General features: G+C 58.9%; 20 protein-coding genes and 1 pseudogene. 8 read left to right on the top strand and 13 right to left on the bottom strand.

Annotated features, from left to right (window positions below; translation table 11 throughout):
• Positions 1-67: 67 nt before the first annotated feature.
• The 3 genes and pseudogenes from CD58_RS00105 to CD58_RS00095 form a co-directional block, all read left to right on the top strand.
• Entirely contained in the window at positions 68-1,192 is a 1,125-nt protein-coding gene (locus CD58_RS00105) for a sensor domain-containing diguanylate cyclase (protein WP_025211072.1), read from the top strand.
• A 403-nt stretch (positions 1,193-1,595) separates the two neighbouring features.
• Complete coding sequence (locus CD58_RS00100) at positions 1,596-2,015, top strand: organic hydroperoxide resistance protein (RefSeq protein ID WP_025211071.1); 420 nt, start codon at positions 1,596-1,598, stop codon at positions 2,013-2,015.
• A 33-nt stretch (positions 2,016-2,048) separates the two neighbouring features.
• Positions 2,049-2,603: pseudogene (locus CD58_RS00095) on the top strand (phage infection protein); the annotation flags it as partial.
• Between the two features lie 239 nt (positions 2,604-2,842).
• Here CD58_RS00095 and CD58_RS00090 read toward each other — a convergent pair.
• From CD58_RS00090 to CD58_RS00060, 7 genes are all read right to left on the bottom strand, one after another.
• Positions 2,843-3,631 carry an SDR family NAD(P)-dependent oxidoreductase gene (locus CD58_RS00090; RefSeq protein WP_025211069.1) on the bottom strand — a complete coding sequence of 263 codons (789 nt, stop codon included), beginning with the start codon at positions 3,629-3,631 and terminating at the stop codon, positions 2,843-2,845.
• A 260-nt stretch (positions 3,632-3,891) separates the two neighbouring features.
• Entirely contained in the window at positions 3,892-4,242 is a 351-nt protein-coding gene (locus tag CD58_RS00085) for a DUF6124 family protein (protein ID WP_025211068.1), read from the bottom strand.
• Positions 4,243-4,924: 682 nt separating this feature from the next.
• Complete coding sequence (locus CD58_RS00080) at positions 4,925-5,278, bottom strand: VOC family protein (protein WP_025211067.1); 354 nt, start codon at positions 5,276-5,278, stop codon at positions 4,925-4,927.
• 54 nt (positions 5,279-5,332) lie between these two features.
• Entirely contained in the window at positions 5,333-6,379 is a 1,047-nt protein-coding gene (locus CD58_RS00075; RefSeq protein ID WP_025211066.1) for an NAD(P)/FAD-dependent oxidoreductase, read from the bottom strand.
• 134 nt (positions 6,380-6,513) lie between these two features.
• Positions 6,514-7,239 (bottom strand): hypothetical protein, encoded by a 726-nt coding sequence (locus tag CD58_RS00070; RefSeq protein ID WP_025211065.1) that lies wholly within the window; start codon positions 7,237-7,239, stop codon positions 6,514-6,516.
• A gap of 133 nt (positions 7,240-7,372) precedes the next feature.
• Positions 7,373-8,260, bottom strand: coding sequence for a lysophospholipid acyltransferase (locus tag CD58_RS00065; protein WP_025211064.1), 888 nt, complete (start codon positions 8,258-8,260; stop codon positions 7,373-7,375).
• 43 nt (positions 8,261-8,303) lie between these two features.
• On the bottom strand, positions 8,304-8,861 hold the full coding sequence (locus CD58_RS00060; protein WP_025211063.1) for a DNA-3-methyladenine glycosylase I: 558 nt from the start codon (positions 8,859-8,861) through the stop codon (positions 8,304-8,306).
• 81 nt (positions 8,862-8,942) lie between these two features.
• Here CD58_RS00060 and glyQ point away from each other — a divergent pair, with 81 nt between their 5' ends.
• From glyQ to CD58_RS00040, 4 genes are all read left to right on the top strand, one after another.
• Positions 8,943-9,896 (top strand): glycine--tRNA ligase subunit alpha, encoded by a 954-nt coding sequence (gene glyQ, locus CD58_RS00055; protein ID WP_003177094.1) that lies wholly within the window; start codon positions 8,943-8,945, stop codon positions 9,894-9,896.
• Positions 9,893-11,947 carry a glycine--tRNA ligase subunit beta gene (gene glyS, locus CD58_RS00050; protein ID WP_025211062.1) on the top strand — a complete coding sequence of 685 codons (2,055 nt, stop codon included), beginning with the start codon at positions 9,893-9,895 and terminating at the stop codon, positions 11,945-11,947. Before glyQ ends, glyS begins: the two co-directional genes overlap by 4 nt.
• Positions 11,948-11,950: 3 nt before the next feature.
• Entirely contained in the window at positions 11,951-12,484 is a 534-nt protein-coding gene (gene gmhB, locus CD58_RS00045; RefSeq protein ID WP_025211061.1) for a D-glycero-beta-D-manno-heptose 1,7-bisphosphate 7-phosphatase, read from the top strand.
• 79 nt (positions 12,485-12,563) lie between these two features.
• A complete protein-coding gene (locus CD58_RS00040; RefSeq protein WP_025211060.1) occupies positions 12,564-13,334 on the top strand; it encodes a lysophospholipid acyltransferase family protein in 771 nt (256 codons plus the stop codon).
• 179 nt (positions 13,335-13,513) lie between these two features.
• On the opposite strand, the gene CD58_RS00035 is transcribed toward CD58_RS00040, so the two are convergent.
• Positions 13,514-15,028 (bottom strand): sensor histidine kinase, encoded by a 1,515-nt coding sequence (locus CD58_RS00035; protein ID WP_025211059.1) that lies wholly within the window; start codon positions 15,026-15,028, stop codon positions 13,514-13,516.
• Positions 15,029-15,250: 222 nt separating this feature from the next.
• Between CD58_RS00035 and CD58_RS00030 the strand changes: the two genes are divergently transcribed.
• The gene (locus CD58_RS00030; protein WP_025211058.1) at positions 15,251-15,985 is read left to right on the top strand and encodes a response regulator transcription factor; all 735 of its coding nucleotides are present in this window, start codon (positions 15,251-15,253) and stop codon (positions 15,983-15,985) included.
• A 133-nt stretch (positions 15,986-16,118) separates the two neighbouring features.
• Here the strand turns inward: CD58_RS00030 and gabP are convergent, their stop codons facing one another.
• From gabP to dnaA, 5 genes are all read right to left on the bottom strand, one after another.
• On the bottom strand, positions 16,119-17,513 hold the full coding sequence (gene gabP / locus CD58_RS00025) for a GABA permease (RefSeq protein WP_025211057.1): 1,395 nt from the start codon (positions 17,511-17,513) through the stop codon (positions 16,119-16,121).
• A gap of 305 nt (positions 17,514-17,818) precedes the next feature.
• Positions 17,819-20,236: a DNA topoisomerase (ATP-hydrolyzing) subunit B gene (gyrB, locus tag CD58_RS00020; protein WP_025211056.1), complete on the bottom strand. Its 2,418-nt coding sequence runs from the start codon at positions 20,234-20,236 to the stop codon at positions 17,819-17,821.
• Positions 20,237-20,241: 5 nt separating this feature from the next.
• Positions 20,242-21,345, bottom strand: coding sequence for a DNA replication/repair protein RecF (gene recF / locus CD58_RS00015; RefSeq protein ID WP_025211055.1), 1,104 nt, complete (start codon positions 21,343-21,345; stop codon positions 20,242-20,244).
• Between the two features lie 20 nt (positions 21,346-21,365).
• Positions 21,366-22,469, bottom strand: a complete 1,104-nt coding sequence (dnaN, locus tag CD58_RS00010; RefSeq protein WP_025211054.1) for a DNA polymerase III subunit beta — start codon at positions 22,467-22,469, stop codon at positions 21,366-21,368.
• A gap of 39 nt (positions 22,470-22,508) precedes the next feature.
• Positions 22,509-24,029 carry a chromosomal replication initiator protein DnaA gene (gene dnaA / locus CD58_RS00005; protein ID WP_025211053.1) on the bottom strand — a complete coding sequence of 507 codons (1,521 nt, stop codon included), beginning with the start codon at positions 24,027-24,029 and terminating at the stop codon, positions 22,509-22,511.
• Positions 24,030-24,160 lie beyond the last annotated feature (131 nt).

The following is a 24,160-nucleotide window of genomic DNA, read 5'->3' as shown; positions in this document are numbered from 1 at the left end:
AGTTGTTTGCATTGGTGGCAGGGTGCCACAATCGCCGTTTTCGTTGCGTCACGATCAGGTGGATCACATGCATGGCCCAAGATCACGGAATGACCAGGCGATTTTCATAGCCGAGCAGGTGCGAACTGACCGATTGCAGCAACTCTTTAGCCAATCCGTGTCTGCCGTTTTTGGTAGCTACCTCGCTGCCATCCTGCTGAGTTGGCTATGCTGGGATCGTTTTGAACACAGCGTTATCTTTTGGTGGCTGGCCATCCTGACCGGATCGACGCTGTTGCGTATCTCGTTGTTTGTTGCCTACGTTCGCAGCGACAAAAGTGAGCGAACGCCTCAACGCTGGGAGCGCAAATACTGGATCACGCTCGTGCTGTCCGCCAGCATCTGGGGCGCAGGCGCATTAGCGATCATGCCGGCAGACGATCTTTTGTCCCAGGCCTTGGTCATGCTCTTTACTGTCGGGATGTCTGTCAGCGCGGTGTCCTGCTACTCCGCCTACCGCAATATGACACTCGTCTCCATTGGCCTGGTTCTGTTGCCGTGCACCGCCTGGCTGCTGTTTCAACCGTCCCCGATTCAAGTCGGCATGGCATTGTCGATCGTGGTGTTCACCGCATTTGCTGCCCGCGCTACCAGCAAAATGTCCCAGGCATTGGAAACCGCTTTTCGACTCACCCGTGAAATGGAACAGGCGAACAGCATTTCGACCCGTGCAGCCCAAACCGATGAACTGACCGGCCTGAAGAGTCGGCGGGCTTTTTTCGAGCATGCCCAGCAGCTTTATGACGAATGTAAGACCAACCGGTTAGGGTTGTGCGCCGTTATGTTGGACATGGATCACTTCAAGCACATCAACGACACCTACGGCCATCAGGTCGGGGATCAGGTTTTGCGCGAGATGGGGGCGGTCATCAGTTCGTCGTTTCGGGCGACGGACATTCACGGCCGGCTAGGTGGGGAAGAGTTCGCCATTCTGCTTCCGGACACGTCTATTGAGGTCGCCACCCAGATTGCAGAACAGCTCATCGATACGATTGCGGGTTTGATGATCGAGCCTGTTCACTGCATAACCGCCAGCCTTGGCGTCGCGTCTACGGAGGCCTGTAATAAGGATCTTCACGGCTTGATGAACGATGCGGATAAGGCCCTGTATCGGGCGAAGGCGCTGGGACGCAATCGAGTGGCTGTTGCTTAGTCGGGTTGGCTTTGCCTCATCAGTCGGAATTTGATCGTATCCAGGCTCTGCGTCACCTTTTGGAAGCGGAACGCGGAGCGTCCCTGGCGGCATTCCCACGCGGGAGCGTGGGAATGATCGAGAAACCCTAGACGCCCTCTCTTCAAAGGCCTGCAATTGCGCGGGCACTGATCCCTCTGACACCTCCTTCTCCTTGGTTCACCTCGCGGCTGGTGATACTGCGCTGTCTGAAAAATAAATTCCTTTTTAGATCAACCAGTTAATTCGAAATTGATCATTTCTTGAAAATTTATCTTGCGCACAAAGTATTTGAGCGTTAACTTTATCTCAACTGGTTAGCGCACAAACATTTAGCGCAAACCAAAACAAAACTCGATCAGCCCATTCAGCAAGAGGAAACACCATGAACGTTCTCTACACCGCAGTCGCAACCTCCACCGGTGGCCGTGATGGCCGTGCTGTTTCCAGCGACAAGATTCTCGACGTGAAACTGGCCACGCCAAAAGCCTTGGGTGGTGCCGGTGGTGAAGCCACCAACCCTGAGCAACTGTTCGCAGCCGGCTACTCGGCCTGCTTCATCGGCGCACTGAAGTTTGTCGCCAGCCAGAGCAAACGCAGCATTCCCGCTGACGCCTCGATCACGGCACACGTTGGCATCGGCCAGATCCCTGGTGGTTTCGGTCTGGACATCGACCTGCACATCAGCCTGCCAGGTCTGGATCAAGCCGAGGCTCAAGCGCTGGTCGACGCGGCTCACCAGGTTTGCCCGTACTCCAACGCGACACGCGGCAACGTCGACGTCCGCTTGCACGTCACCGTCTAACTCACTTTATCTACGAATAAAAAGGATCAGAACATGAACACTCTCACCAAAACTCTCGTTGGCTCGCTTCTGGCACTGTCCATCGGCAATGCGTTCGCCACTTCTTTTGTTCAACCTACGTTCGTTGAGGGTGGCTCGGACCGCCTGATCGAAAACCGTGTAGCCGAGGGTGGCTCGGATCGTCTGATCGAGAACCGTGTGGCCGAAGGTGGCTCGGATCGCCTGATCGAAAACCGTGTAGCCGAAGGTGGCTCGGATCGCCTGATTGAAAAACGCGTAGCCGAGGGTGGCTCGGATCGTCTGATCGAGAACCGTGTAGCCGAAGGCGGCTCGGACCGTCTGATCGAAAACCGAGTAGCCGAAGGTGGCTCGGACCGCCTGATGGAAAACCGCGTAGCCGAAGGTGGCTCGGACCGCCTGATCGGAAACCGTGTAGCCGAAGGTGGCTCGGATCGCCTGATCGAAAACCGTGTAGCCGAAGGAGGCTCGGACCGTCTGATCGAAAACCGTGTAGCCGAAGGTGGCTCGGATCGTCTGATGGAAAACCGTGTGGCCGAAGGTGGCTCGGATCGCCTGATCGAAAACCGTGTGGCCGAAGGTGGCTCGGATCGCCTGATCGAGAACCGTGTGGCCGAAGGTGGCTCGGATCGCCTGATCGAGAACCGTGTGGCCGAAGGTGGCTCGGATCGCCTGATGGAAAACAGAGTGGTCTGAATAAGCCCTTCACCACTCCAAAGTCGGTCGAATTAACCCATGTTGCTTCCAAAACGAAAAACGCCGCTTATCTCATGAGGAAGCGGCGTTTTTTTGCAACGTGTCATAGGATCCTAAACGATGCTATCCACCACACCACCATCAACGCGCAACGCCGCACCGGTAGTAGCTGAAGCCTGCTCCGAACTCACATAGATAATCATGTTGGCAACCTCCTCGACACGCGCCGCGCGCTGGATGATCGAGGTGCTACGGTGCTCATTGACGAAATCCGCCGCGACCTTTTCCAGGCTTTCCCCCGTGCGCTCGACATCTGCCTGGAGCATCTGGGCAACCCCTTCGGAAAGCGTCGGCCCAGGCAGCACCGAGTTCACCGTAACGCCCGTGCCGGCAAGGCGCTTGGCCAAGCCGCGAGCAATGGAAAGCTGGGCGGTTTTAGTAAAGCCGTAATGGATCATGTCCGCGGGAATGTTCACGCCAGATTCCGACGAGATAAACACAATCCTCCCCCAACCGCGCTCGACCATGCCCTGCGCGTAGGCCCTGGAAACACGCACGCCCGACATCACGTTGGTTTCGAAGAAGCGCTGCCATTCACTGTCCGGTGTTTCGAAGAAATCCTGCTGTTTGAAAATGCCGAGATTGTTGATGACGATGTCGAAGCTTGGGTACTTGGCGATCAATGCCTGGCAGCCAGGCTCGTTGCTGAGATCGCCAACGAAGCCGTCGGCTCTGGAGGCAAGGTCGCCCAAGCGCTGCAACGCATCTTCCACGCTGCTCTCGCTGCGACCGTTGATGACCACGTGGGCGCCGGCTTCGAGGAAGCCTTTGGCTGTGGCAAAACCGATACCGCTGGTGGAGCCGGTGACCAATACGTGACGGCCGGTGAAGTCGATTTTCATGGAGGGACTCCTTGATGAATGGACCTGGGGGGCTGTGCGATATTTTTGGCTGGATGATAGTTAAACGGGGTTAGAGATGGATCTTCGAGGGTCTCGAATCGTCGTCCACCTAGCGTTTTCGATATCGCAGGGGGTTAATCATGGACGCGATTGGGGATTTGCGCCTCTTTGTGGGTGTTGTTGTGACGGACAGCCTGAGTGGAAGTAAACGAACCCGACGCAAATTGTCGGGTTCGTTTTATTGAAAAGATCTTTACCCGCTATCGCGGATCGACGTTATCCAACGCCCGGTTCGCCAGCAATGAACTCAGTTCGATCAATTGCTGGATGCCAAGGGCGACGTGGCGGCGTGAGCCTTCCAGTTCGAAGGCCAGGTCATTGACCATCGCGTCGGCTGAGGCCAGGGTTTCGCTGAGGTTGGCGAGCAGGGATTCGTAGTCGATGTCTTTTACTACGGTGAATAGCTGGCCGGGTTTGGTTGCGTCTTTAGATTTTGTCTTGGGCGACAGATAGAAATCCAGAGCGCGCTCGGCGGCTTCGTCGAGTTTTTTGGATTTGGTGCGCGGGGAAGTGCGGTCCGTTTCCGGAGGATTTGGAGTTACTTTGAACAGGAGCTTCGGTTCCTGATGTGATGCCGACACCCCTAGCTACTAAACAGGGGGTGGCAGCTGTACGCAGGTTAGTAGACCGGGGAACCGAAGAAGCCGGCGCGCCAAAGCGCCCTGCGTACAGCCACCATCAAAGGCCGGAATAGAGATCCTGTCTGACAGAAGCACTTGTACAGCTTCGACTACCACGGGCTACTAAACCCGACCACTGATGGGCAGTGGCAGGGAAACGATAGAACCCGGGAGCAAGGCGCACAAGCGGGCGGATTCTGGCGTAGTTGTAGGCAATGGCGCAAGGATGTGTGGGTTGGTGGCAGGGTGGCGGTGGGGGAATAAACAGGGTTTTGGATTGCCTTGGGATTCGGGGTTAAAGGGGGTGATTTTGCTTGGTGGGCTAGTGGCTCGTGCGGGTTGTCTGTAGGAATGATTCGGGCTGCTGCGCTGCCCAACGGGGATAAATCCCCTCGCCACAGGAGATGTTCAGTTCAATTGAAGCTGTGTCGACTGGCAGGCCGCTACTGCGAGGTTGTAAGCGGCTGGTGGGGGTTGTCTGTTGGAATGATAGGGCTGCTGCGCAGCCCAGCGGGAGCAAGCTCCCTCGCCACAGGGGAGTGCAGTTCGATTGAATCTATCCGTTCGGATGATTTATCTGACAGGGCGAGGGGGGCTGTTTTTGATCAGTCACTCAGGAAGCCGACCACACCGCCAATTCATAGCCATCTGGGTCGATAAAGTGGAAACGTCGGCCACCCGGGAAGGCGAACACTTCACGGCTGATGGTGGCCCCTGCGGCTTCGAGCCTGAGTTGGGTGCCTTCAAGATCATCGGCGTACAGGATGATCAACGGGCCACCCGGGCGCACAGGTTCACCGGTCGTGAACCCACCGGTCAGGCGACCGTCGCTGAATTCGGTGTAGGTCGGGCCGTAGTCTACGAAACTCCAGCCGAAGACGCTTCCATAGAAAGCCTTGCTTCGGGCGATGTCGTTGACATTGAATTCGATGTTATCGATCTGACGGTCTTTTCCGCGAATGCCCATTGACGCTTCCTTGGCTGATTTGGGAGTAGGCCAGCTTAGGCCATTCACTCCTCACTAAGCTTGGAAAAATCGATCCGGACGGCAGGGGTCGAGGGCAGAGGAAGGTTTGTCACCGATGATTTCTTCACTGGCCAGACGGCCCACAATCGCCGCCAGGGTAACGCCGGGGTGCATGACGCACACGTATACGCCGCCGACCTGGGGAAGATAACCAATGATGGGGATGTCATCGGCGGGCATGGGTCTGTATCCGACACAAGCCGACTGCAGGCCCATGGAGACAACGCCGTGGAGCTCGTTTTTGATGGCGTTGGCCGTTCGCAGCGCGATCTCCGAGGGTTGGTTTTCCAAGGCGTCGTCCAGGTAGTCTTCGGCCGCCAGCAACGTACCCTCTGGGGTTTGCCTCACTTCCATTTCCGGGTTGGAGATGAGGGTGCGCACCACGTTGGGTTGCGACGTGTAGCGGATGAAAATCGCCGGGGAGGCTTCTATGGGCAGGGAGACTTCAAGCAGGTCGGTCAACTTCGTGATGCCTGTGCCGGCTGCCAGTACGACAATATCGGCGTCGATGATACCTGCGGCGGTTTCGACGCCCAACACGGTGGAACCCTGGGTTTTAAAGCCGAGAACCGGCGTTTGAGTGAGCACTTTCGCACCATTCGCCTCGGCACCCGCGATCAATGCATGGGTTGCTGCTACGGCGTCCAGTGCTCCTTCTTCTGCTGCGTACGAAGCGAATTGAGGAGGGTGCTTGAGGTTTGGCTCAAGCTCGAGAATGCTCGAGCGGGATATCCGGTTCGCCGAAGTGTTTGTACTCACGCCGTAAGACAGGGCGCCAGTCCATTGGATCTTCAGGCCGGGCAGCTGTGTTTCGAGTTGGTGGTATTCCTGAATGGCGGCGCCGCGCAATGGCGCAATAGGGTCGGGGTCGACGTGTGTGGTGTTGATCCAGGCGAATGAGCTGCCGGTCACGCCTGACGCGATGCCTTCGGCCTCGACCACCGTGACATTCGCGCCTTTGGTCGCCAGGTGGTAGGCCAGGGATGCGCCTACGATGCCCGCACCGATGACGATGACGCGTTTGCCTGGAGCGTTATCCATTCCGCCTCCGTTGGGTTGTGCGCCTGGTCGGTTGGGGCTGCTACGCAGCCCAGCGGGGATAAATCCCCTCGCCACAATGACCGTCACTCAATGTCTCGTCCCGGATTCGGGACTCGTCCTGGGTGAACAGCCGTTCAAGCCTGCGCGCTAAATCGCTGCGCAGCACGCCGTTCAAGCATCGCGGCTTCCGTCTCGCGCGTCGCCCGTTCGCCTTTGTACGCCAGCTGGTTGAAAAACAGCCCGTCCGAAAATTCCTGAGGAGGCACCGAGCCGGCGCGCTTGAGCATCGGCGCCAGATCGATGGTGCTGGCGAAGTTTTCCTTGGTCAGGTTGTAGAGACCCAGATAGCTGCCGGACCATGGCGAGTCGGCGTCGACCATGTCGATAGAGGCGTCGCGGAACGCACTGGCGGCGGCTTTCAGGTCACTGGATTCATTGAGCAAATCGGTGAGCCGCTGGGTTTCCGAGCTGCTGAGCTGGCCGGCCGAGTTGAGCACTTTCAGCTTGCCGTCGGCCTCGACGGTGAAGCCGTATTTCTTGCTGGCCAAGTCCGGATCAGTTGCCGACAGCGTTGATTGGAATGTCTCGAAGGTGGTGGCCAGCGTGCTTTTCGCTCCCGCGGTGATCGCGGCAAATCGCGGGAAATCTGGCGATTGGGATCGACCGACCCAGGTGGTGGTGAACACCGGTGTTCCCACCGTGGTTTGAGTGTCTTCACTGGGGTGGTAGATGGCTGCCGGGCCGCCGTTTTCCAGTTCCTTTACGGAACCTACTGGAGGATTGGTGACCAACTTCTGCTCGGAACGGGTGAGGTTGGTGTTGGCTGGAGTGATAGAGGCAATGCTAAGGGAGAGTTCCATTTCATCGGTCCATGATTGGCGGATACATGGGTTATCGACAGTGGGGGCTCAAGCTTTAGGGTGAAGGGTGGGGGTGGGGCTGCTGCGCAGCCCAGCGGGAGCAAGCTCCCTCGCCACGATTAGAACCCTGCCTTCAGTACCACCGCGCCTCACCCGGCGGGCGTTTCTTGAAGCGTTTCATGCTCCACATGTATTGGCTCGGGTAGGCGCGCACGTAGCGTTCCACCACTTGGCTCATGGCGGCGCAGGCGGTTTCGGTGTCGGTGCTGTACATGGCGTCTGGCGCAGCTTCGAGGATGACTTTGTAGCCGGAGCCGTCGGGCAGGCGCAGGGCATGGAGGAAGACCCCGACCGCTTTGCCGCCGGCGAGCATGTTCGGGACGAACTTGCTGGTCAGGGCCTGGGTGGCGAAGAAGGGCACGAAGATGCCGGCGGACTCGGCCGGTTCCGGGTCGGCCGGGATGCCCACTTGGCCGCCCTTGCGCACTTCCTTGATGACGCTGAGGATGCCTTCCTTAGTGGACGCCGCGACTTTGTTGCCCAACTGCACGCGTTGTTTGCGCAGCAAGTCATCTACCGCCTTGAGCTTGGGCGGGCGGTAGAAAATGATCGGTTTGCACTGGCTGCAATAGAAGTGGTTGAGCACTTCCCAGTTGCCCAGGTGGCTGGTGATGCCCACCACGCCTTTGCCGGACGCCAGCGCTTCTTTCAGTACGTCCAGGCCTTCGACTTCACGCACCAGGTCGATGGAACGCTGGGCCGGCCAGATCCAGGCGCAGGCGCTTTCGGTCAGGGATTTGCCGATGTCCTTGAGGCTCTGGCCCACCAGGCGCTCGCGCTCGGCCGGGTCCATCTCGGGAAAGCACTTGGCGAGGTTGATCCGCACCACGTCGCGGGAGCGGTTGGGCAGCTTCCACATGAACCAGCCAATGGCCGAGCCCACCGCTTGCACCGCGCGCCAGGGCAGCAGCGCAAACAACCGCAGAGCGCCGACCAGCAAGGCGCCTTTCAACTTATCCACAGGTCACTCCTGAATTCATGGGCCGTGTTGCGAGCCGGCTATTCTAACCACCGTTTGCCAGCTCGGCGTAGCGGTCGCAGTCCTGGGTATGGTCCATGACCATCCCCGAAGCCTGCATCAAGGCGTAGCAAATGGTCGGCCCGACGAAGGTGAAGCCGGCTTTTTTCAGGCCTTTGCTCATCGCCAGGGCCTCGGGCGTGATGGCCGGCACTTCGGTGCGGTCCTTGAAATGATTGATGATGGGTTTGTCACCCACGAACGACCAGAGGAACGCCACCGGATCCTCCAGGGCCAGCCAGGCCTGGGCGTTACGGCGGGCCGCCTTGAGTTTGAGGCGGTTGCGGATGATGCCGGGGTCAAGCATCAGGTCATCGATTTCCGCATCGCTCATCTGCGCCACGCGCTGCACGTCAAAGCCAAACAGCACCTGTCGGTAACGCTCGCGTTTGCGCAAAACGGTGATCCAGGACAACCCGGCCTGGAACCCTTCGAGCAAAAGCAACTCGAACAAACCCTGCGCATCGCGCAGCGGCGTGCCCCACTCCTGGTCGTGATAAGCCATGTACAAAGGATCTTCGGAACACCAAAAGCAGCGTGGCATAAGGCTCCAGGGGGCGTGCGCACGAACGAATCGGGTATACTCCCGCTCTTTAAATCGCAGCCCAAGAAACAGGTGAATTTCGTGAGCCAGCCTACGCCAGCCGTGCGTACCTTCCAAGACTTGATCCTCGCCCTCCAGCAATACTGGGCCGAGCAAGGTTGCGTGGTACTTCAGCCCTACGATATGGAAGTAGGCGCCGGCACTTTCCACACCGCCACGTTTCTGCGTGCCATCGGCCCGGAAACCTGGAACGCCGCTTATGTGCAGCCCAGCCGCCGCCCGACTGACGGCCGCTATGGCGAAAACCCGAACCGTCTGCAGCACTACTACCAGTTCCAGGTCGTGCTGAAGCCGAACCCGGAAAACTTCCAGGAGCTGTACCTCGGTTCCCTCAAGCACGTGGGTCTCGACCCGCTGGTGCATGACATTCGTTTCGTCGAGGACAACTGGGAATCGCCGACCCTGGGCGCCTGGGGCCTGGGCTGGGAAGTCTGGCTCAACGGCATGGAAGTCACCCAGTTCACCTACTTCCAGCAAGCGGGCGGCATCGAGTGCTACCCGGTGACCGGCGAAATCACCTACGGCCTGGAACGCCTGGCCATGTACCTGCAAGGCGTGGATTCGGTCTACGACCTGGTATGGGCTGACGGCCCGTTCGGCAAAGTGACCTATGGCGATGTGTTCCACCAGAACGAAGTGGAACAGTCGACCTACAACTTCGAACACGCCAACGTCGAGAAGCTGTTCGAGTTGTTCGACTTCTATGAAAGCGAAGCCAAGCGCCTGATTGAGCTGGACCAGCCGCTGCCGTTGCCGAGCTATGAAATGGTGTTGAAGGCGTCCCATACCTTCAACCTGCTGGACGCACGCCGGGCGATTTCCGTGACCGCGCGCCAGCAATACATCCTGCGTGTACGCACCCTGGCGCGTTCCGTTGCGCAAGCCTACCTGCTGGCCCGTGCCAAGCTGGGCTTCCCGATGGCGACCCCGGACCTGCGTGATGAAGTGTTGGCTAAGCTGGAGGCTGCACAATGAGTGCTCAAGATTTTCTGGTAGAACTGGGCACTGAAGAACTGCCACCCAAAGCCCTGAATACCCTGGCCGATGCGTTCCTGGCCGGTATCGAGAAAGGCCTGCAAGCCGCTGGCCTGGACTTCGAAGCCAAGCACGTCTACGCCGCGCCGCGCCGTCTGGCCGTGCTGATCACCGCCCTGGCGACCCAGCAACCGGACCGCAGCATCAACCTCGACGGCCCGCCACGCCAGGCCGCGTTCGATGCCGATGGCAATCCGACCCAGGCCGCCCTGGGCTTCGCCAAGAAATGCGGCGTGGACCTGAGCGAAATCGACCAGAGCGGCCCGAAGCTGCGCTACAGCCAGAGCATCAAGGGCAAGCCGACCGCCAGCCTGTTGCCGACCATCGTCGAAGACTCCCTCAATGACTTGCCGATTCCCAAGCGCATGCGTTGGGCCGCGCGCAAGGAAGAGTTCGTGCGCCCGACCCAATGGCTGGTGATGTTGCTCGGTGACCAGGTCATCGATTGCACGATCCTGGCCCAGAAGGCCGGTCGCGATTCCCGCGGCCACCGCTTCCATCATCCGCAAAGTGTGCGCATCACCTCGCCGGCCAACTACCTGGCCGACCTGCGTGGCGCCTACGTGCTGGCCGATGCCAACGAACGTCGCGAGCTGATCAGCAAGCGCACCGAAGAGCTGGCCACCCAACAGGAAGGCACCGCCATCGTGCCGGCCAACTTGCTGGACGAAGTGACCGCGTTGGTGGAATGGCCAGTACCGCTGGTGTGCTCGTTCGAGGAACGTTTCCTCGAAGTGCCACAGGAAGCGCTGATCACCACCATGCAGGACAACCAGAAGTACTTTTGCCTGCTGGACGCCGAAGGCAAGTTGCTGCCGCGCTTCATCACGGTTGCCAACATTGAAAGCAAGGACCCGCAGCAGATCATCGCCGGTAACGAAAAAGTCGTTCGCCCGCGCCTGACCGATGCCGAGTTCTTCTTCAAGCAAGACAAGAAACAGCCGCTGGAAAGCTTCAACGAGCGCCTGAAGAACGTGGTGTTCCAGGAAAAACTCGGCAGCGTCTACGACAAGGCCGAGCGCGTATCGAAGCTGGCCGCGTACATCGCCCCACGCATCGGCGGCGACGCCCAGCGCGCGGCCCGTGCCGGCCTGCTGTCCAAGTGCGACCTGTCCACCGAGATGGTCGGTGAGTTCCCGGAGATGCAAGGTGTCGCCGGTTACTACTACGCCCTCAACGATGGCGAGCCAGAAGACGTAGCCCTGGCCCTGAACGAGCAATACATGCCGCGCGGTGCCGGTGCTGAACTGCCGACCACCCTGACCGGTGCGGCCGTGGCCATCGCCGACAAGCTCGACACCCTGGTCGGCATCTTCGGCATCGGCATGCTGCCTACCGGCAGTAAAGACCCGTATGCCTTGCGTCGTGCGGCGTTGGGCGTGCTGCGGATCCTGATCGACAAGCAGCTGGACCTGGACTTGAACGACGCCGTGGCGTTCGCCGTCAATGCGTTCGGCAGCAAGGTCAAGTCTGCCGGCCTGGCGGATGCCGTGCTGGAATTCATCTTCGACCGCCTGCGTGCGCGTTATGAAGACGAAGGCGTCGACGTTGCCACCTACCTGTCGGTGCGTGCCCTGAAGCCGGGTTCGGCCCTGGACTTCGACCAGCGCGTACAAGCGGTGCAGGCGTTCCGCCAACTGCCGCAAGCCGCAGCGCTGGCGGCGGTGAACAAGCGTGTGTCGAACCTGCTGAGCAAGGCCGAGGGCAACATCGCGGCCACCGTCGAAGCCAAGTACTTCGACAACGCCAATGAGTTCTCCCTGTACTCGGCGATCCAGCAGGCTGACCAGGCGGTCCAGCCAATGGCAGCGGCGCGTCAGTACAACGAAACCCTGACGCGTCTGGCGGCCCTGCGTGAACCGGTGGATGCGTTTTTCGAAGCGGTGATGGTCAATGCCGAAGACGCCAACGTACGGGCCAACCGCTACGCGCTGCTGGCGCGCCTGCGTGGTTTGTTCCTCGGCGTCGCCGATATTTCGCTGCTGGGGTAAGCCTTGAAACTGCTGATTCTCGATCGGGACGGTGTGATCAATCACGACTCCGACGCTTATATCAAATCGGTGGAAGAGTGGTTGCCACTGCCTGGATCGATCGAAGCCATCGCGCAGTTGAGCAAGGCCGGCTGGACGGTGGCGGTCGCCACCAACCAGTCGGGCATTGCCCGTGGTTACTACGACCTCGCCGTGCTGGACGCCATGCATGAGCGCTTGCGCGAATTGGTGGCGGAGCAGGGCGGTGAAGTCGGGCTGATCGTGCACTGCCCTCACGGACCGGACGAAGGCTGCGATTGCCGCAAACCCAAACCGGGCATGTTGAAGGCGATTGCCGAGCATTATCATGTGCCGCTGGCGGGTGTGTGGTTCGTCGGCGACAGCCTCGGTGACCTGGAGGCGGCCAAAGCCGTCGATTGTCAGCCAGTTTTAGTAAAGACCGGGAAAGGCGAAAAGACTCTGGGCAAGACCCTACCGGTGGGCACCTTGATTTTTGACGACTTGGCGGCGATTGCCGCTGAACTTATCCACAATTAGAGCTCCCAAGACATCCTGATCAAGGACTGTTCGGGAAGCGCTTAACAGGCGGGCATTGCCCGCAATGGTAAACGCCGCTATGTCGATATTGCAGGCCACCAGAACTTTTCTCTTTTATCTGCTGCTGGGCACCAGCTCCTTGTTGTGGTGCTCCTTGAGTTTTTTTATCGCGCCTTTTTTGCCGTTCCGGGCGCGCTACCGTTTCATCAATGTCTACTGGTGCCGTTGCGCGCTGTGGCTGAGCAAAGTGTTCCTGGGCATCACCTATGAAGTGAAGGGCGCCGAAAACGTGCCTGACCGGCCCTGCGTGATCCAATCCAACCACCAGAGCACCTGGGAGACCTTCTTTCTCTCGGCCTATTTCGAGCCGTTGAGCCAAGTGCTCAAGCGTGAGCTGTTGTTCGTGCCGTTCTTCGGCTGGGCCATGGCCATGCTGCGCCCTATTGCTATCGACCGCGACAATCCCAAGGTGGCGCTCAAGCAAGTGGCGAAGAAGGGTGACGAACTGCTCAAGGACAACACTTGGGTACTGATCTTTCCCGAGGGCACCCGTGTTCCTTACGGGACGATCGGCAAATTCTCCCGCAGTGGTAGCGCATTGGCGGTGAACGCGGATCTGCCGGTACTGCCGATTGCACACAATGCCGGCAAATTCTGGCCCAAGGCTGGCTGGATGAAAACGCCGGGGGTCATCACTGTGGTGATCGGCGCGCCGATGTATGCCGAAGGGACTGGGCCGCGCGCCATTGCCGAGCTTAATGACCGTGTACAAGCCTGGAATGAACAGACGCAACGGGAGATGGGTTCGCTTCCCGCAGCCCCGACCCCTACGGATCAAATCGCTGTTTGAGATCTGTGGATAAGCTGTGTACCGTTTTCGTTGAAAGCGTTGCTTTTATGTTGTAACTATATGTTTTTCATACATATTTCATAAACACATAAAACAGCCAAAAAGGTGCATAAGTTTTTATAGCGCTCCAAAAAAGATCGCGGCCTTCGGCATTTCCTGCTGGGGGTTGCGACTTTTTTTTAGTCTTCCAGCAAGGGGAATCCCAAGCTAAACGTTGTGCCTTTACCCACCACACTGTGGCACTCGATTTTCCCGCCATGGTGGTCAACCACCGCCTTGACCATCGACAGTCCCAAGCCAATGCCATCCACCCCTTGAGCGGATGAAAACCGTCGGTACTGGGTGAACAGATCCGGCAGTTCTTCGGCACTGATGCCCTTGCCCTGGTCAGCGACAGTGCAGGTCAACCAACCCATCGTGCAATGAACCCGCAGCGAGATGCAGGCGTCGGGCGAGCTGTACTTGATGGCATTTTCCAGCAGATTGAACAGAGCACGGGTCAGCAAAGATTGATCTGCTTTCACCATTGCTTCTTCATTGTGTATTTCGTAAGTGAGCTGAATGCCCTTGGCCTGGGCGATGGGCAGTGCCTGGTCGACCACGTCCATCACCAGCATGGCAAACAACGTCGGCCGAAATTGGTACGCCTCGGATTCAGCCTTGGCCAATTGCACGAAGCCATCGGTCAGGTCTAGGGCGCGGCGCACCTGGCGCTCGATCTGATCGAACACCGGGTTGGTATCGCCCGCCTGATGGCGTTGCACATCCAGCAACGCGAGGATCGCCGAGTGAGGCGCACGCAGATCATGGGACAGGAAACGCAGCATGACGCTGCGTTGCTCCTCGGCTTCTCGCTCCGCGCTCAGATCGGTGAGGCTCAGCAGCCAGCCAATCGGTGCATCGCCGTCGACAGGCAATAGGGCGGCCCGTTCCAGACGCAAGCTGCGCTCGCGGGTGTCGCGAAACTCCACCAAAGGCAATGTGGATAACCGATGAGGCCCTCGTTCCAGCGCCGGGTAACCCAGTTGCGCGAGATGCTCCAGCACATCGCCGCCCGCCAGGCCATGGCCGAAGAGATCACGCGCCTTGCGGTTACCGAGCAACAACTTGCCTTGAGGATCGCTGATCATGGTCGCCACGGGCAGGTATTCCAGGCCGTCGGCGATGAAACGACGGGTGTCCCGCGTTCGACTCATGGCTTGTTCCAGGGCCATGATCTGGCCCTGCAAGCGGTCACTGCCGGTGTACGGGGCACGGCGGCGTTCCGGGAACACCTTCGGCTCCCCATCCAGGCGCGCCAACTCCCAGCCGAAATAGGCCAGCACCACGCTCAGACGCCGCCAATTCCAGATCAGGTAACCCAGCAACATGCCCAAGACACTGGCCATCGGCGACCACCACCAGCCCTCCGCGCCCAGCACCGCGCTGAGCAACAGTGCCAGGCCCATGCCACCCACTGTCGTCCATAACGCCAGCTGCGGGCGCAGCAGCAGCAATCCCAATACGCAGGCTACCAGGCACACCGACAACAAGGCTGCAGCCGACCCGTTGCTCATGGTCTGGGCACTGAACGACAGCAGGGCAGTGAGCGGCAATAGAAACAAACTTATCCACAACCACTCCCGTACCAGTTGGCGAAACAATCGCTGGACCTGGGTCGGTTCACGGCTTTCACGGCGACGCTGGTTGCTCATAGGCACTCTGACTGATCAGTGGAACGGCAGGCTGAAAGCCCAAGACTATAGCGGACTCGCCAAGTGGCGCGCAGCTGGCTTTCCCTCGGCGCCGCGAGCCGGTATTGTCGCAGCCAGCGACAGGGAGAATGGCAATGAATCAGCCGGCACACCGAACGCTGATCAAGATTGCATGCCCCCCCTGAGATGTCCGTTACTCCCGAGATCAAGGAATCGCGTCCCATGCGTGTCGCCATACTGGATGACGAACCGGCCGAACTGCGCCGGGTGGAACAGACACTTCAACAAATCCCCAGCAAGAACGAGCAAGCCTGGACCCTGCACAGTTTTGAACGCGGCGAAGACTTGTTGCGCCAACTGCGCCGGGAAACCTTCGACCTGTTGATCCTCGACTGGCAACTGCCCGATATCAGCGGGTTGTCGCTGCTGCGCTGGACACGCGAGCACATGGACTCGCCACCGGCCGCCATCATGCTCACCAGCCGCGACGGCGAGCACGACATCGTCCAGGCCCTCAACGCCGGCGCTGACGACTACGTGAGCAAACCCTTCAGGCCCAACGAACTCAAGGCCCGGGTCACCGCCGTGCTGCGCCGCCACAACCTGCAGCGCACCCCCACCAGCGATGTGCTGGTGTTCAACGATCTGGAATTCGACGACGCCGAACTGACCGTCACCCGCGCCGGCATCCCCATCAGCCTGACCGAACGTGAATACCGCCTGGCCCGCTGCCTGTTCGCCAACCTGGGGCGTCCACTGTCCCGGGAGTATTTCTACGAGCGCTTCTGGACCCACGAGGAAATGACTTCGTCGCGTCCGCTCGATACCCATATCTATCGCCTGCGCAACAAGCTTGGGCTGACGGCGGATCGAGGTTGGCAATTGCTGACTATTTATGGGTATGGGTATCGGTTGGAGAGGGTGGCGGCGGGCAGTGAGGCGTCGGTGGCCAGTTAGGAAACCGACCGCTCATATTGGATGGCATCCCGTGGCGAGGGAGCTTGCTCCCGCTGGGCTGCGCAGCAGCCCCTTTTTTGTGAGCGCTTCGCACTCAAGCGGGAGCAAGCTCCCTCGCCACACACAACGGAGATCACCCGATCGTCGGTACCAAGCTTCCTGCTTTTGCGATCCGACGACGCTGTATCAGCACGCCGGATATCACCACCAAGACACTCAGCAGACCGGTCGCCAGGATCTCCACGCGGTGGGCTTCCTGGAACAGCATGATGGTCAAGGCACCGACGATGAACACGATCACCGCGTAGGTCAGGCCAGGAAACAACCACATACTGAAAGCGACTTTTTCACCGCGAGCCACACGCTGTTTGCGCATACGCAGCTGCGAAACCGCAATGACCAGGTACACCAGCAATGCAATGGCACCCGAACTGGCCAGGAGGAATTCGAAGACAGCGGCCGGAGCCACGTAGTTGGCGAATACCGCAAGGAACGCTGCAGCAGTGGACAGCATCACAGCCCAGTAAGGTGTGCCGCTCTTGTTGGTACGCTGGGAAACAGCCGGTGCATCACCGCGCTTGCCCAACGAGAACATCATGCGTGAAGCCGTATAGAGCGCCGAATTCAGGCAGCTGGTGACCGCTACCAGAACCACGATATCGACGATCAGCTTGGCGTTAGGAATGCCCATGCGCTCCAGCACTGTCTGGTAGGAACCCACACTGGCGAGAATCGGGTCGTTCCATGGCACCAGGGCCACGACGATGAAGATGGAGACGAGATAGAACAAGCCAATCCGCCAGATCACCGAGTTGGTTGCCTTGGAAATCTGCTGGCCTGGGTTCTTCGATTCGGCGGCCGCGATGGTCACGATCTCGGTGCCCATGAACGAAAACATGGTGGTCAGGATCGCCCCCAGCACCGCGCCCATGCCATTTGGCAAGAAGCCTTGGGTGTCAAACAGGTGCGAAACGCCGCTGACCTGGCTAGTGGGCAGCAAGCCAAAAATCGCCAGGATGCCAAGACCAATGAAGCCGATGATCGCCACGACCTTGACCAGGGCGAACCAGAATTCAAACTCGCCGTAATTCTTCACACTGAACAGGTTGGTCACCGTCAGCAGCAGGGTGATGACCAACGTGAAGACCCAGATCGCCACGTTGGGGAACCAGGCGTGCAGGATTGTTGCAGCAGCGTTGGCCTCCAGCGGAATCACCAGGACCCAGAACCACCAATAGAGCCAGCCGATGGTGAAACCAGCCCAATGACCAATCGCCCGGTCCGCATACGTCGAGAAGGAACCCGTGTCCGGCGACGCCACCGCCATTTCGCCCAGCATCCGCATCACCAGCACCACCAAGGCACCCGCAGCAGCGTAGGCCAACAACACGGCCGGACCGGCCGCTGCGATCGCATGGCCGGAGCCGACGAACAGGCCGGCGCCAATCACGCCGGCGATGGATAGCATGGTCACATGCCGTGGTTTAAGTCCTTGCTCCAGAGTGTTGGATGTTTGCGTACCGCTCATTGAGACTACCCTTGGTATTTGGATTTATTCGTACCACCTCGTACCATCGTTTCCCTGTAAATATAAAAAAACGATGTGTAATTTATTTAACACGCAAGATCTACGCCAGGCTTTTCCATCCCCCCGTATCCCGGGGCCCATGTCCCAATCTCAACCCATTGAGATTAAAAGATTTTGTTTCAGGTGTTACTGGCTTACCCGGTTTTTGACCGATGGGTCTTGTCGGGGAACACCTTGTGATTTTCAGGTATAAAAAAAGGCCAACGCATGAGCGTTGGCCTTTTTCGTTGGAGCAGGCTGCTGGATCAGAAATCCAGGTTAGACACCGCCAACGCATTGCTCTCGATGAAGTCACGGCGAGGTTCGACCGCATCACCCATCAGGGTGTTGAAGATCTGGTCCGCGCCAATGGCGTCTTCGATGGTGACTTTCAGCATCCGGCGCGAGCTTGGGTCCATGGTGGTTTCCCACAGCTGATCCGGGTTCATTTCACCCAGACCTTTGTATCGCTGGATGGTGTGGCGCTTGGTGCTTTCGGCCATCAGCCATTCAAGGGCTTCCTTGAACTCGGTGACGGCTTTCTTGCGCTCGCCGCGCTGAATGTAGGCGCCATCATCCAACAGCGTGCTCAACTGGGCGCCGAGGGAAACAACGGTCTTGTAGTCGTTGCTACCGAAGAAGTCGCGGTTGAAGGTGACGTAGTTCGACAGGCCATGGGAGATCAGTTCGACCTCCGGCAGCCAGACGTTACGTTCACGGTCTTCGCGCAGGCTGGCTTTGTAGACCAGGCCGGACTTCTCTACGGTGCGCAGACGAACTTCGTACTGGGCCAGCCAATCCTGCATCGCCGCGTGATCGGACAGCTGCTCCATGCTGACAGCCGGCAGGTAGATGAAGTGCTCGGTGAGTTCCTGTGGGTACAGGCGCGACAGACGCTTGAGGGTTTTCATCACCAGGCGGAAGTCGTTGACCAGGCGCTCGAGGGCTTCGCCGGAGATGCCTGGAGCTTCTTCGTTCAGGTGCAGGCTCGCGTCTTCCAGGGCCGACTGCGTCATGTACTCTTCCATGGCGTCGTCGTCTTTGATGTATTGCTCTTGCTTGCCTTTCTTGACCTTGTACAGCGGTGGCTGAGCGATGTAGATGTAGCCGCGCTCGATCAGCTCCGGCAACTGACGGAAGAAGAATGTCAGCAGCAGGGTGCGGATGTGCGAACCGTCGACGTCAGCATCGGTCATGATGATGATGTTGTGATAACGCAGCTTGTCGATGTTGTACTCTTCGCGGCCGATGCCGCAGCCCAGCGCGGTGATCAACGTGCCGACTTCCTGGGAAGAAATCATCTTGTCGAAGCGCGCCTTCTCGACGTTCAGGATCTTACCCTTGAGCGGCAGGATGGCCTGGGTCCGGCGGTTGCGTCCCTGCTTGGCGGAACCGCCAGCAGAGTCACCTTCCACGAGGTACAGCTCGGACAGGGCAGGGTCCTTTTCCTGGCAGTCCGCCAGTTTGCCCGGCAGGCCGGCGATGTCCAGCGCGCCTTTGCGGCGGGTCATCTCACGGGCCTTGCGCGCCGCTTCACGGGCACGGGCGGCGTCGATCATCTTGCCGACCACCAACTTGGCTTCGTTCGGGTTCTCCAGCAGGAAGTCGGAGAAGTACTTGCCCATTTCCTGTTCGACCGCGGTCTTCACTTCGGAAGACACCAGCTTGTCTTTGGTCTGGGAGCTGAACTTCGGATCCGGCACCTTCACCGAAATGATCGCCGTCAGGCCTTCACGGGCATCGTCACCGGTGGTGGCGACTTTATGCTTCTTCGCCAGGCCTTCCTGTTCGATGTAGTTGTTCAGGTTACGCGTCAGCGCCGAACGGAAGCCCACCAGGTGGGTACCGCCATCGCGCTGCGGAATGTTGTTGGTGAAGCACAACAGGTTCTCGTTGAAGCTGTCGTTCCACTGCAGGGCGATTTCCACGCCGATGCCGTCTTCACGCTGGACGTTGAAGTGGAACACCTGGTTGACCGGCGTCTTGTTGGTGTTCAGGTATTCAACGAACGCACGCAAGCCACCTTCGTACTTGAACAGCTCTTCCTTGCCGCTGCGTTCATCCTTGAGGACGATGCCGACACCGGAGTTCAGGAAGGACAGCTCACGAATCCGCTTGGCCAGGATGTCCCAGCTAAAGTGGATATTCTTGAAGGTATCGCTGGAAGCCTTGAAGTGGATCTGGGTGCCGGTGCTTTCGCTGTCGCCAACGATCGCCATCGGTGCCTGAGGCACGCCATGGACATAGGTCTGTTCCCAGATCTTGCCGCTGCGGCGCACCGTGAGAACAAGCTGTTCGGACAGTGCGTTCACGACCGAGACACCTACACCGTGCAGACCGCCGGATACTTTGTAGGAGTTATCGTCAAACTTACCGCCAGCGTGGAGGACGGTCATGATGACCTCGGCGGCGGAAACGCCTTCCTCTTTGTGTACGTCTACCGGGATGCCACGGCCGTTATCGCGAACGGTGATGGACTCATCCGGGTGGATGATAATGCTGATATCGTCGCAATGGCCGGCGAGGGCTTCGTCGATCGAGTTGTCGACCACCTCGAACACCATGTGGTGCAGACCGCTGCCATCGTCGGTGTCACCAATGTACATACCGGGACGTTTGCGTACGGCATCCAGGCCTTTCAGCACTTTAATGCTCGTTGAGTCGTACGTATTTTCTTCGCTCAATGCCTTCACTCCCGATGGTCGTGGGTCTGGGTGATACGGCCCTGTTCCACGTGGAACAGAGCGACTGGCGTTTCCGTCTGCCAGCCTTCCCTCAATAATTCGTGATCTACACAGGTGATAAATACCTGGCAGCGTAAGTCTTCCAGCAAGCGGCAAAGTGCGCGACGGTGGGCTTCGTCCAGCTCGGACGGCAAGTCATCCACCAGATAAATACACTGACCGCGACGGGCCTGGCTCACCAGGTGCCCTTGGGCGATACGCAAGGCACACACCACTAACTTCTGCTGCCCCCGGGACAAGATGTCCGCGGCGTTATGTGCGCCCAATCTGAGACGCAAGTCAGCGCGTTGTGGTCCAGCCTGGGTATGGCCCATCTGCTGGTCCCGTTGCAGCGAGCCAGCCAGCACGGCACTCAATTCCCGGTCCTTGTCCCAGCCTCGGTAATAGCTGAGCGTCAGGCCCTCAAGCTCAACCAGTTCGCTCAAGGTCTGCTCGAAGACCGGTTTCAAGGCTTTGATGTAAGCGCGGCGGTATTCATCGATTTCAGCGCTGGCCTGGCACAGTTCCCTGTCCCAAACCGCTTGCGAAACGGCGTCAAGTGTACCATGCCGCAGCCAAGAGTTTCTCTGGCGCAGCGCCTTCTGTAAGCGCTGCCAAGTGGACATGAAACGGGGTTCCACGTGAAACACACCCCAGTCCAGGAATTGCCGACGAATCTTCGGCGCCCCCTCCAACAAACGGAAGCTGTCCGGGTTGATCAATTGCAACGGCAGGATCTCCGCCAGCTGCGCGGCGCTGCGGGCGTTCTGTCCATCAATGCGAATCTGGAACTCGCCTTGCCGATCCCGGGAGATCCCCAAGGCGCTGTGCCCCCCTTCAGCCAGTTCCACCTGCCCGAACACTGTGCAAGCCAATTGCTCGTACTGGATGACCGGTAACAGACGGCTGCTGCGAAACGAACGGGCAAGCCCCAGCAGGTGTATGGCTTCCAGGACACTGGTTTTGCCGCTGCCGTTGGCGCCGTAAAGAATATTGATTCGGGGGGAAGGGGAGAAGGTCACCGGGTGCAAATTGCGCACCGCGGTGACCGAGACGCGACTTAAGGACATCTAGCTTCTGCTGGGCATGATTACAGACGCATCGGCATGACAACGTAAGCCGAATCGTCGTTATCGGACTCCTGCACCAGCGCACTGCTGTTGGAGTCAGACAGGATCAGACGTACTTGCTCAGTGGTCATCACGCCCAGCACGTCGAGCAGATAGCTGACGTTGAAGCCGATTTCCAGGGAGCCGCCGTTGTAGTCAACGCCCACTTCTTCTTCCGCTTCTTCCTGCTCCGGGTTGTTCGCCTGGATTTTCAGCTGACCATTGGCCAGTTGCAGGCGAATGCCGCGGTACTTCTCGTTGGACAGAATCGCCGTACGGCTGAAGGCTTCGCGCAGCGCCTGGCGGTCGCCCAAGACCAGCTTGTCGCCACCTTTAGGCAGCACACGCTCGTAATCAGGGAATTTACCGTCCACCAGTTTCGAGGTGAAGGTGAACTCGCCGGTGGTGGCACGGATGTGGTGCTGGCCGAGCACGATACTGACGTTGCCGTCCGGCTCGGTCAGCAGGCGAGCCAGCTCAAGGATACCCTTGCGCGGCACGATCACTTGGTGGCGATCCGGCTGACCGATATCGGCTTGCATCGAGCACATCGCCAGACGGTGGCCGTCGGTTGCAACGGCGCGGATGATGCCGGCAGACACTTCCAGAAGCATGCCGTTGAGGTAATAACGCACATCCTGCTGGGCCATGGCGAAGCTGGTGCGTTCGATCAGGCGACGCAATTTGCTTTGCTCGAGGCTGCAGGTCAGCGAGCCCGGACCTTCTTCCACCGTCGGGAAATCGTTGGCTGGCAGGGTCGACAAGGTGAAGCGACTGCGACCAGCCTTGACCACGAGCTTCTGCTCATCAACCTTGATGTCGATCAGCGCGTCATTGGGCAGGCTTTTGCAGATGTCCATCAGCTTGCGCGCCGGTACGGTGATGGAACCCGGATCGGCCGGCTCTTCAAGTTGCACACGACCGACCAGCTCGACTTCCAGGTCGGTACCGGTCAGCGACAATTGCTGGCCTTCGACAACCAGCAGCACGTTGGAAAGTACCGGCAAGGTCTGGCGGCGTTCGACGACGCCTGCGACCAGTTGCAGGGGTTTCAACAGGGCTTCGCGTTGAATGGTGAAATGCATGGTCTAGTCCCTTGCCTTAATAAGCTGCGCTGGTGGTCATCAAGTGGTCAGTGTACGCAGCAGGTTCTTGTAGTCCTCGCGGATGTCCGCGTCGGATTCCTTAAGTTCGTTGATCTTGCGGCAGGCGTGCAACACCGTGGTGTGGTCGCGCCCGCCAAACACATCGCCGATTTCCGGCAAGCTGTGGTTGGTCAGTTCCTTGGACAAGGCCATGGCCACCTGACGGGGGCGAGCCACCGAACGCGAACGACGCTTGGACAGCAGATCGGAAATCTTGATTTTGTAGTATTCAGCAACCGTACGCTGAATGTTATCCACAGAGACCAGTTTGTCCTGGAGCGCCAACAGATCCTTCAAGGATTCGCGAATCAGCTCGATGGTGATGTCGCGGCCCATGAAGTGCGAGTGAGCGATCACACGCTTGAGAGCACCTTCGAGCTCACGCACGTTCGAGCGGATACGCTGGGCAATGAAGAACGCGGCGTCGTGAGGCAACTCGACCTTGGCCTGGTCGGCCTTCTTCATCAGGATCGCAACTCGGGTTTCCAGTTCCGGTGGCTCGACAGCCACCGTCAGGCCCCAGCCGAAACGCGACTTGAGGCGCTCTTCAAGACCTTCGATTTCTTTCGGATAGCGGTCACTGGTGAGAATGACCTGCTGCCCCCCTTCAAGCAATGCGTTGAAGGTGTGGAAAAACTCTTCCTGAGAACGTTCCTTGCGGGCGAAGAACTGAATATCGTCGATCAGCAAGGCGTCCACCGAACGGTAGAAACGCTTGAACTCGTTGATCGCGTTCAGCTGCAGCGCCTTGACCATGTCGGCCACGAAACGCTCGGAATGCAGGTACACGACCTTGGCATTCGGGTTCTTCTTTAATAGGTGATTACCCACCGCGTGCATCAAGTGGGTCTTACCCAGGCCCACGCCACCGTAAAGGAAGAGCGGGTTATAGCCATGCTTGGGGTTGTCCGCGACCTGCCAGGCTGCCGCTCGGGCCAGTTGGTTGGACTTACCCTCGACGAAATTCTCGAAGGTGAAGGTGCGGTTCAGGTAACTGGTGTGCTTGAGCGCGCCTTCTACCTGGACGGTGCGCTGTTCGGCACGCACCGGAGCCTGCTGGGAGCTGGCACCGGCCATTGGATCGAAGCTGTCCCGAGAGGGCTCTTCGCTGACCTCGGCCGTCTTTTGCGCGTTACGTTTGCTCGGCGCGGGTGCGGGGGCCGGTGCGGAATGGTTAACCGGCGCCGCTACGGCCTGGGCCTGGGAAGCCGCAGCCGCCAGCGGGGCATTGGGTGCGGCCCGCGGTGCGGAGCTGCGCTTGCTACCTATTAATAAGGACAACGCAGGCGCCATGCCATTGCCATGCTCGTCGAGCAGTTCAAGGACCCGGCCCAGGTACTTTTCGTTGACCCAGTCGAGAACGAAACGGTTCGGTGCGTAGACGCGCAACTCGTCGCCTTCGGCTTCGACCTGTAGTGGACGGATCCAAGTGTTGAATTGTTGGGCAGGCAGCTCATCGCGCAAAAGCTCTACGCACTGCTGCCAAAGTTCCACTGACACGGATATCCCCTAAGTTGAAAGCCGGTGAGGCAAAAACAAGCGGCCATTGTAGCGAGCAGACGCCCACTTATCCACATGCAGCTTGCTGATCGCCCATGATTTATCAATGCCTTAACAGAAAGAAAGACGAC

This window comes from Pseudomonas brassicacearum, assembly GCF_000585995.1.
GTDB classification, from domain to species: Bacteria; Pseudomonadota; Gammaproteobacteria; order Pseudomonadales; family Pseudomonadaceae; genus Aquipseudomonas; species Aquipseudomonas brassicacearum_A.
Note: the sequence above shows the minus strand (reverse complement) of the source record. Positions and strands in the feature narration are given on the sequence as shown.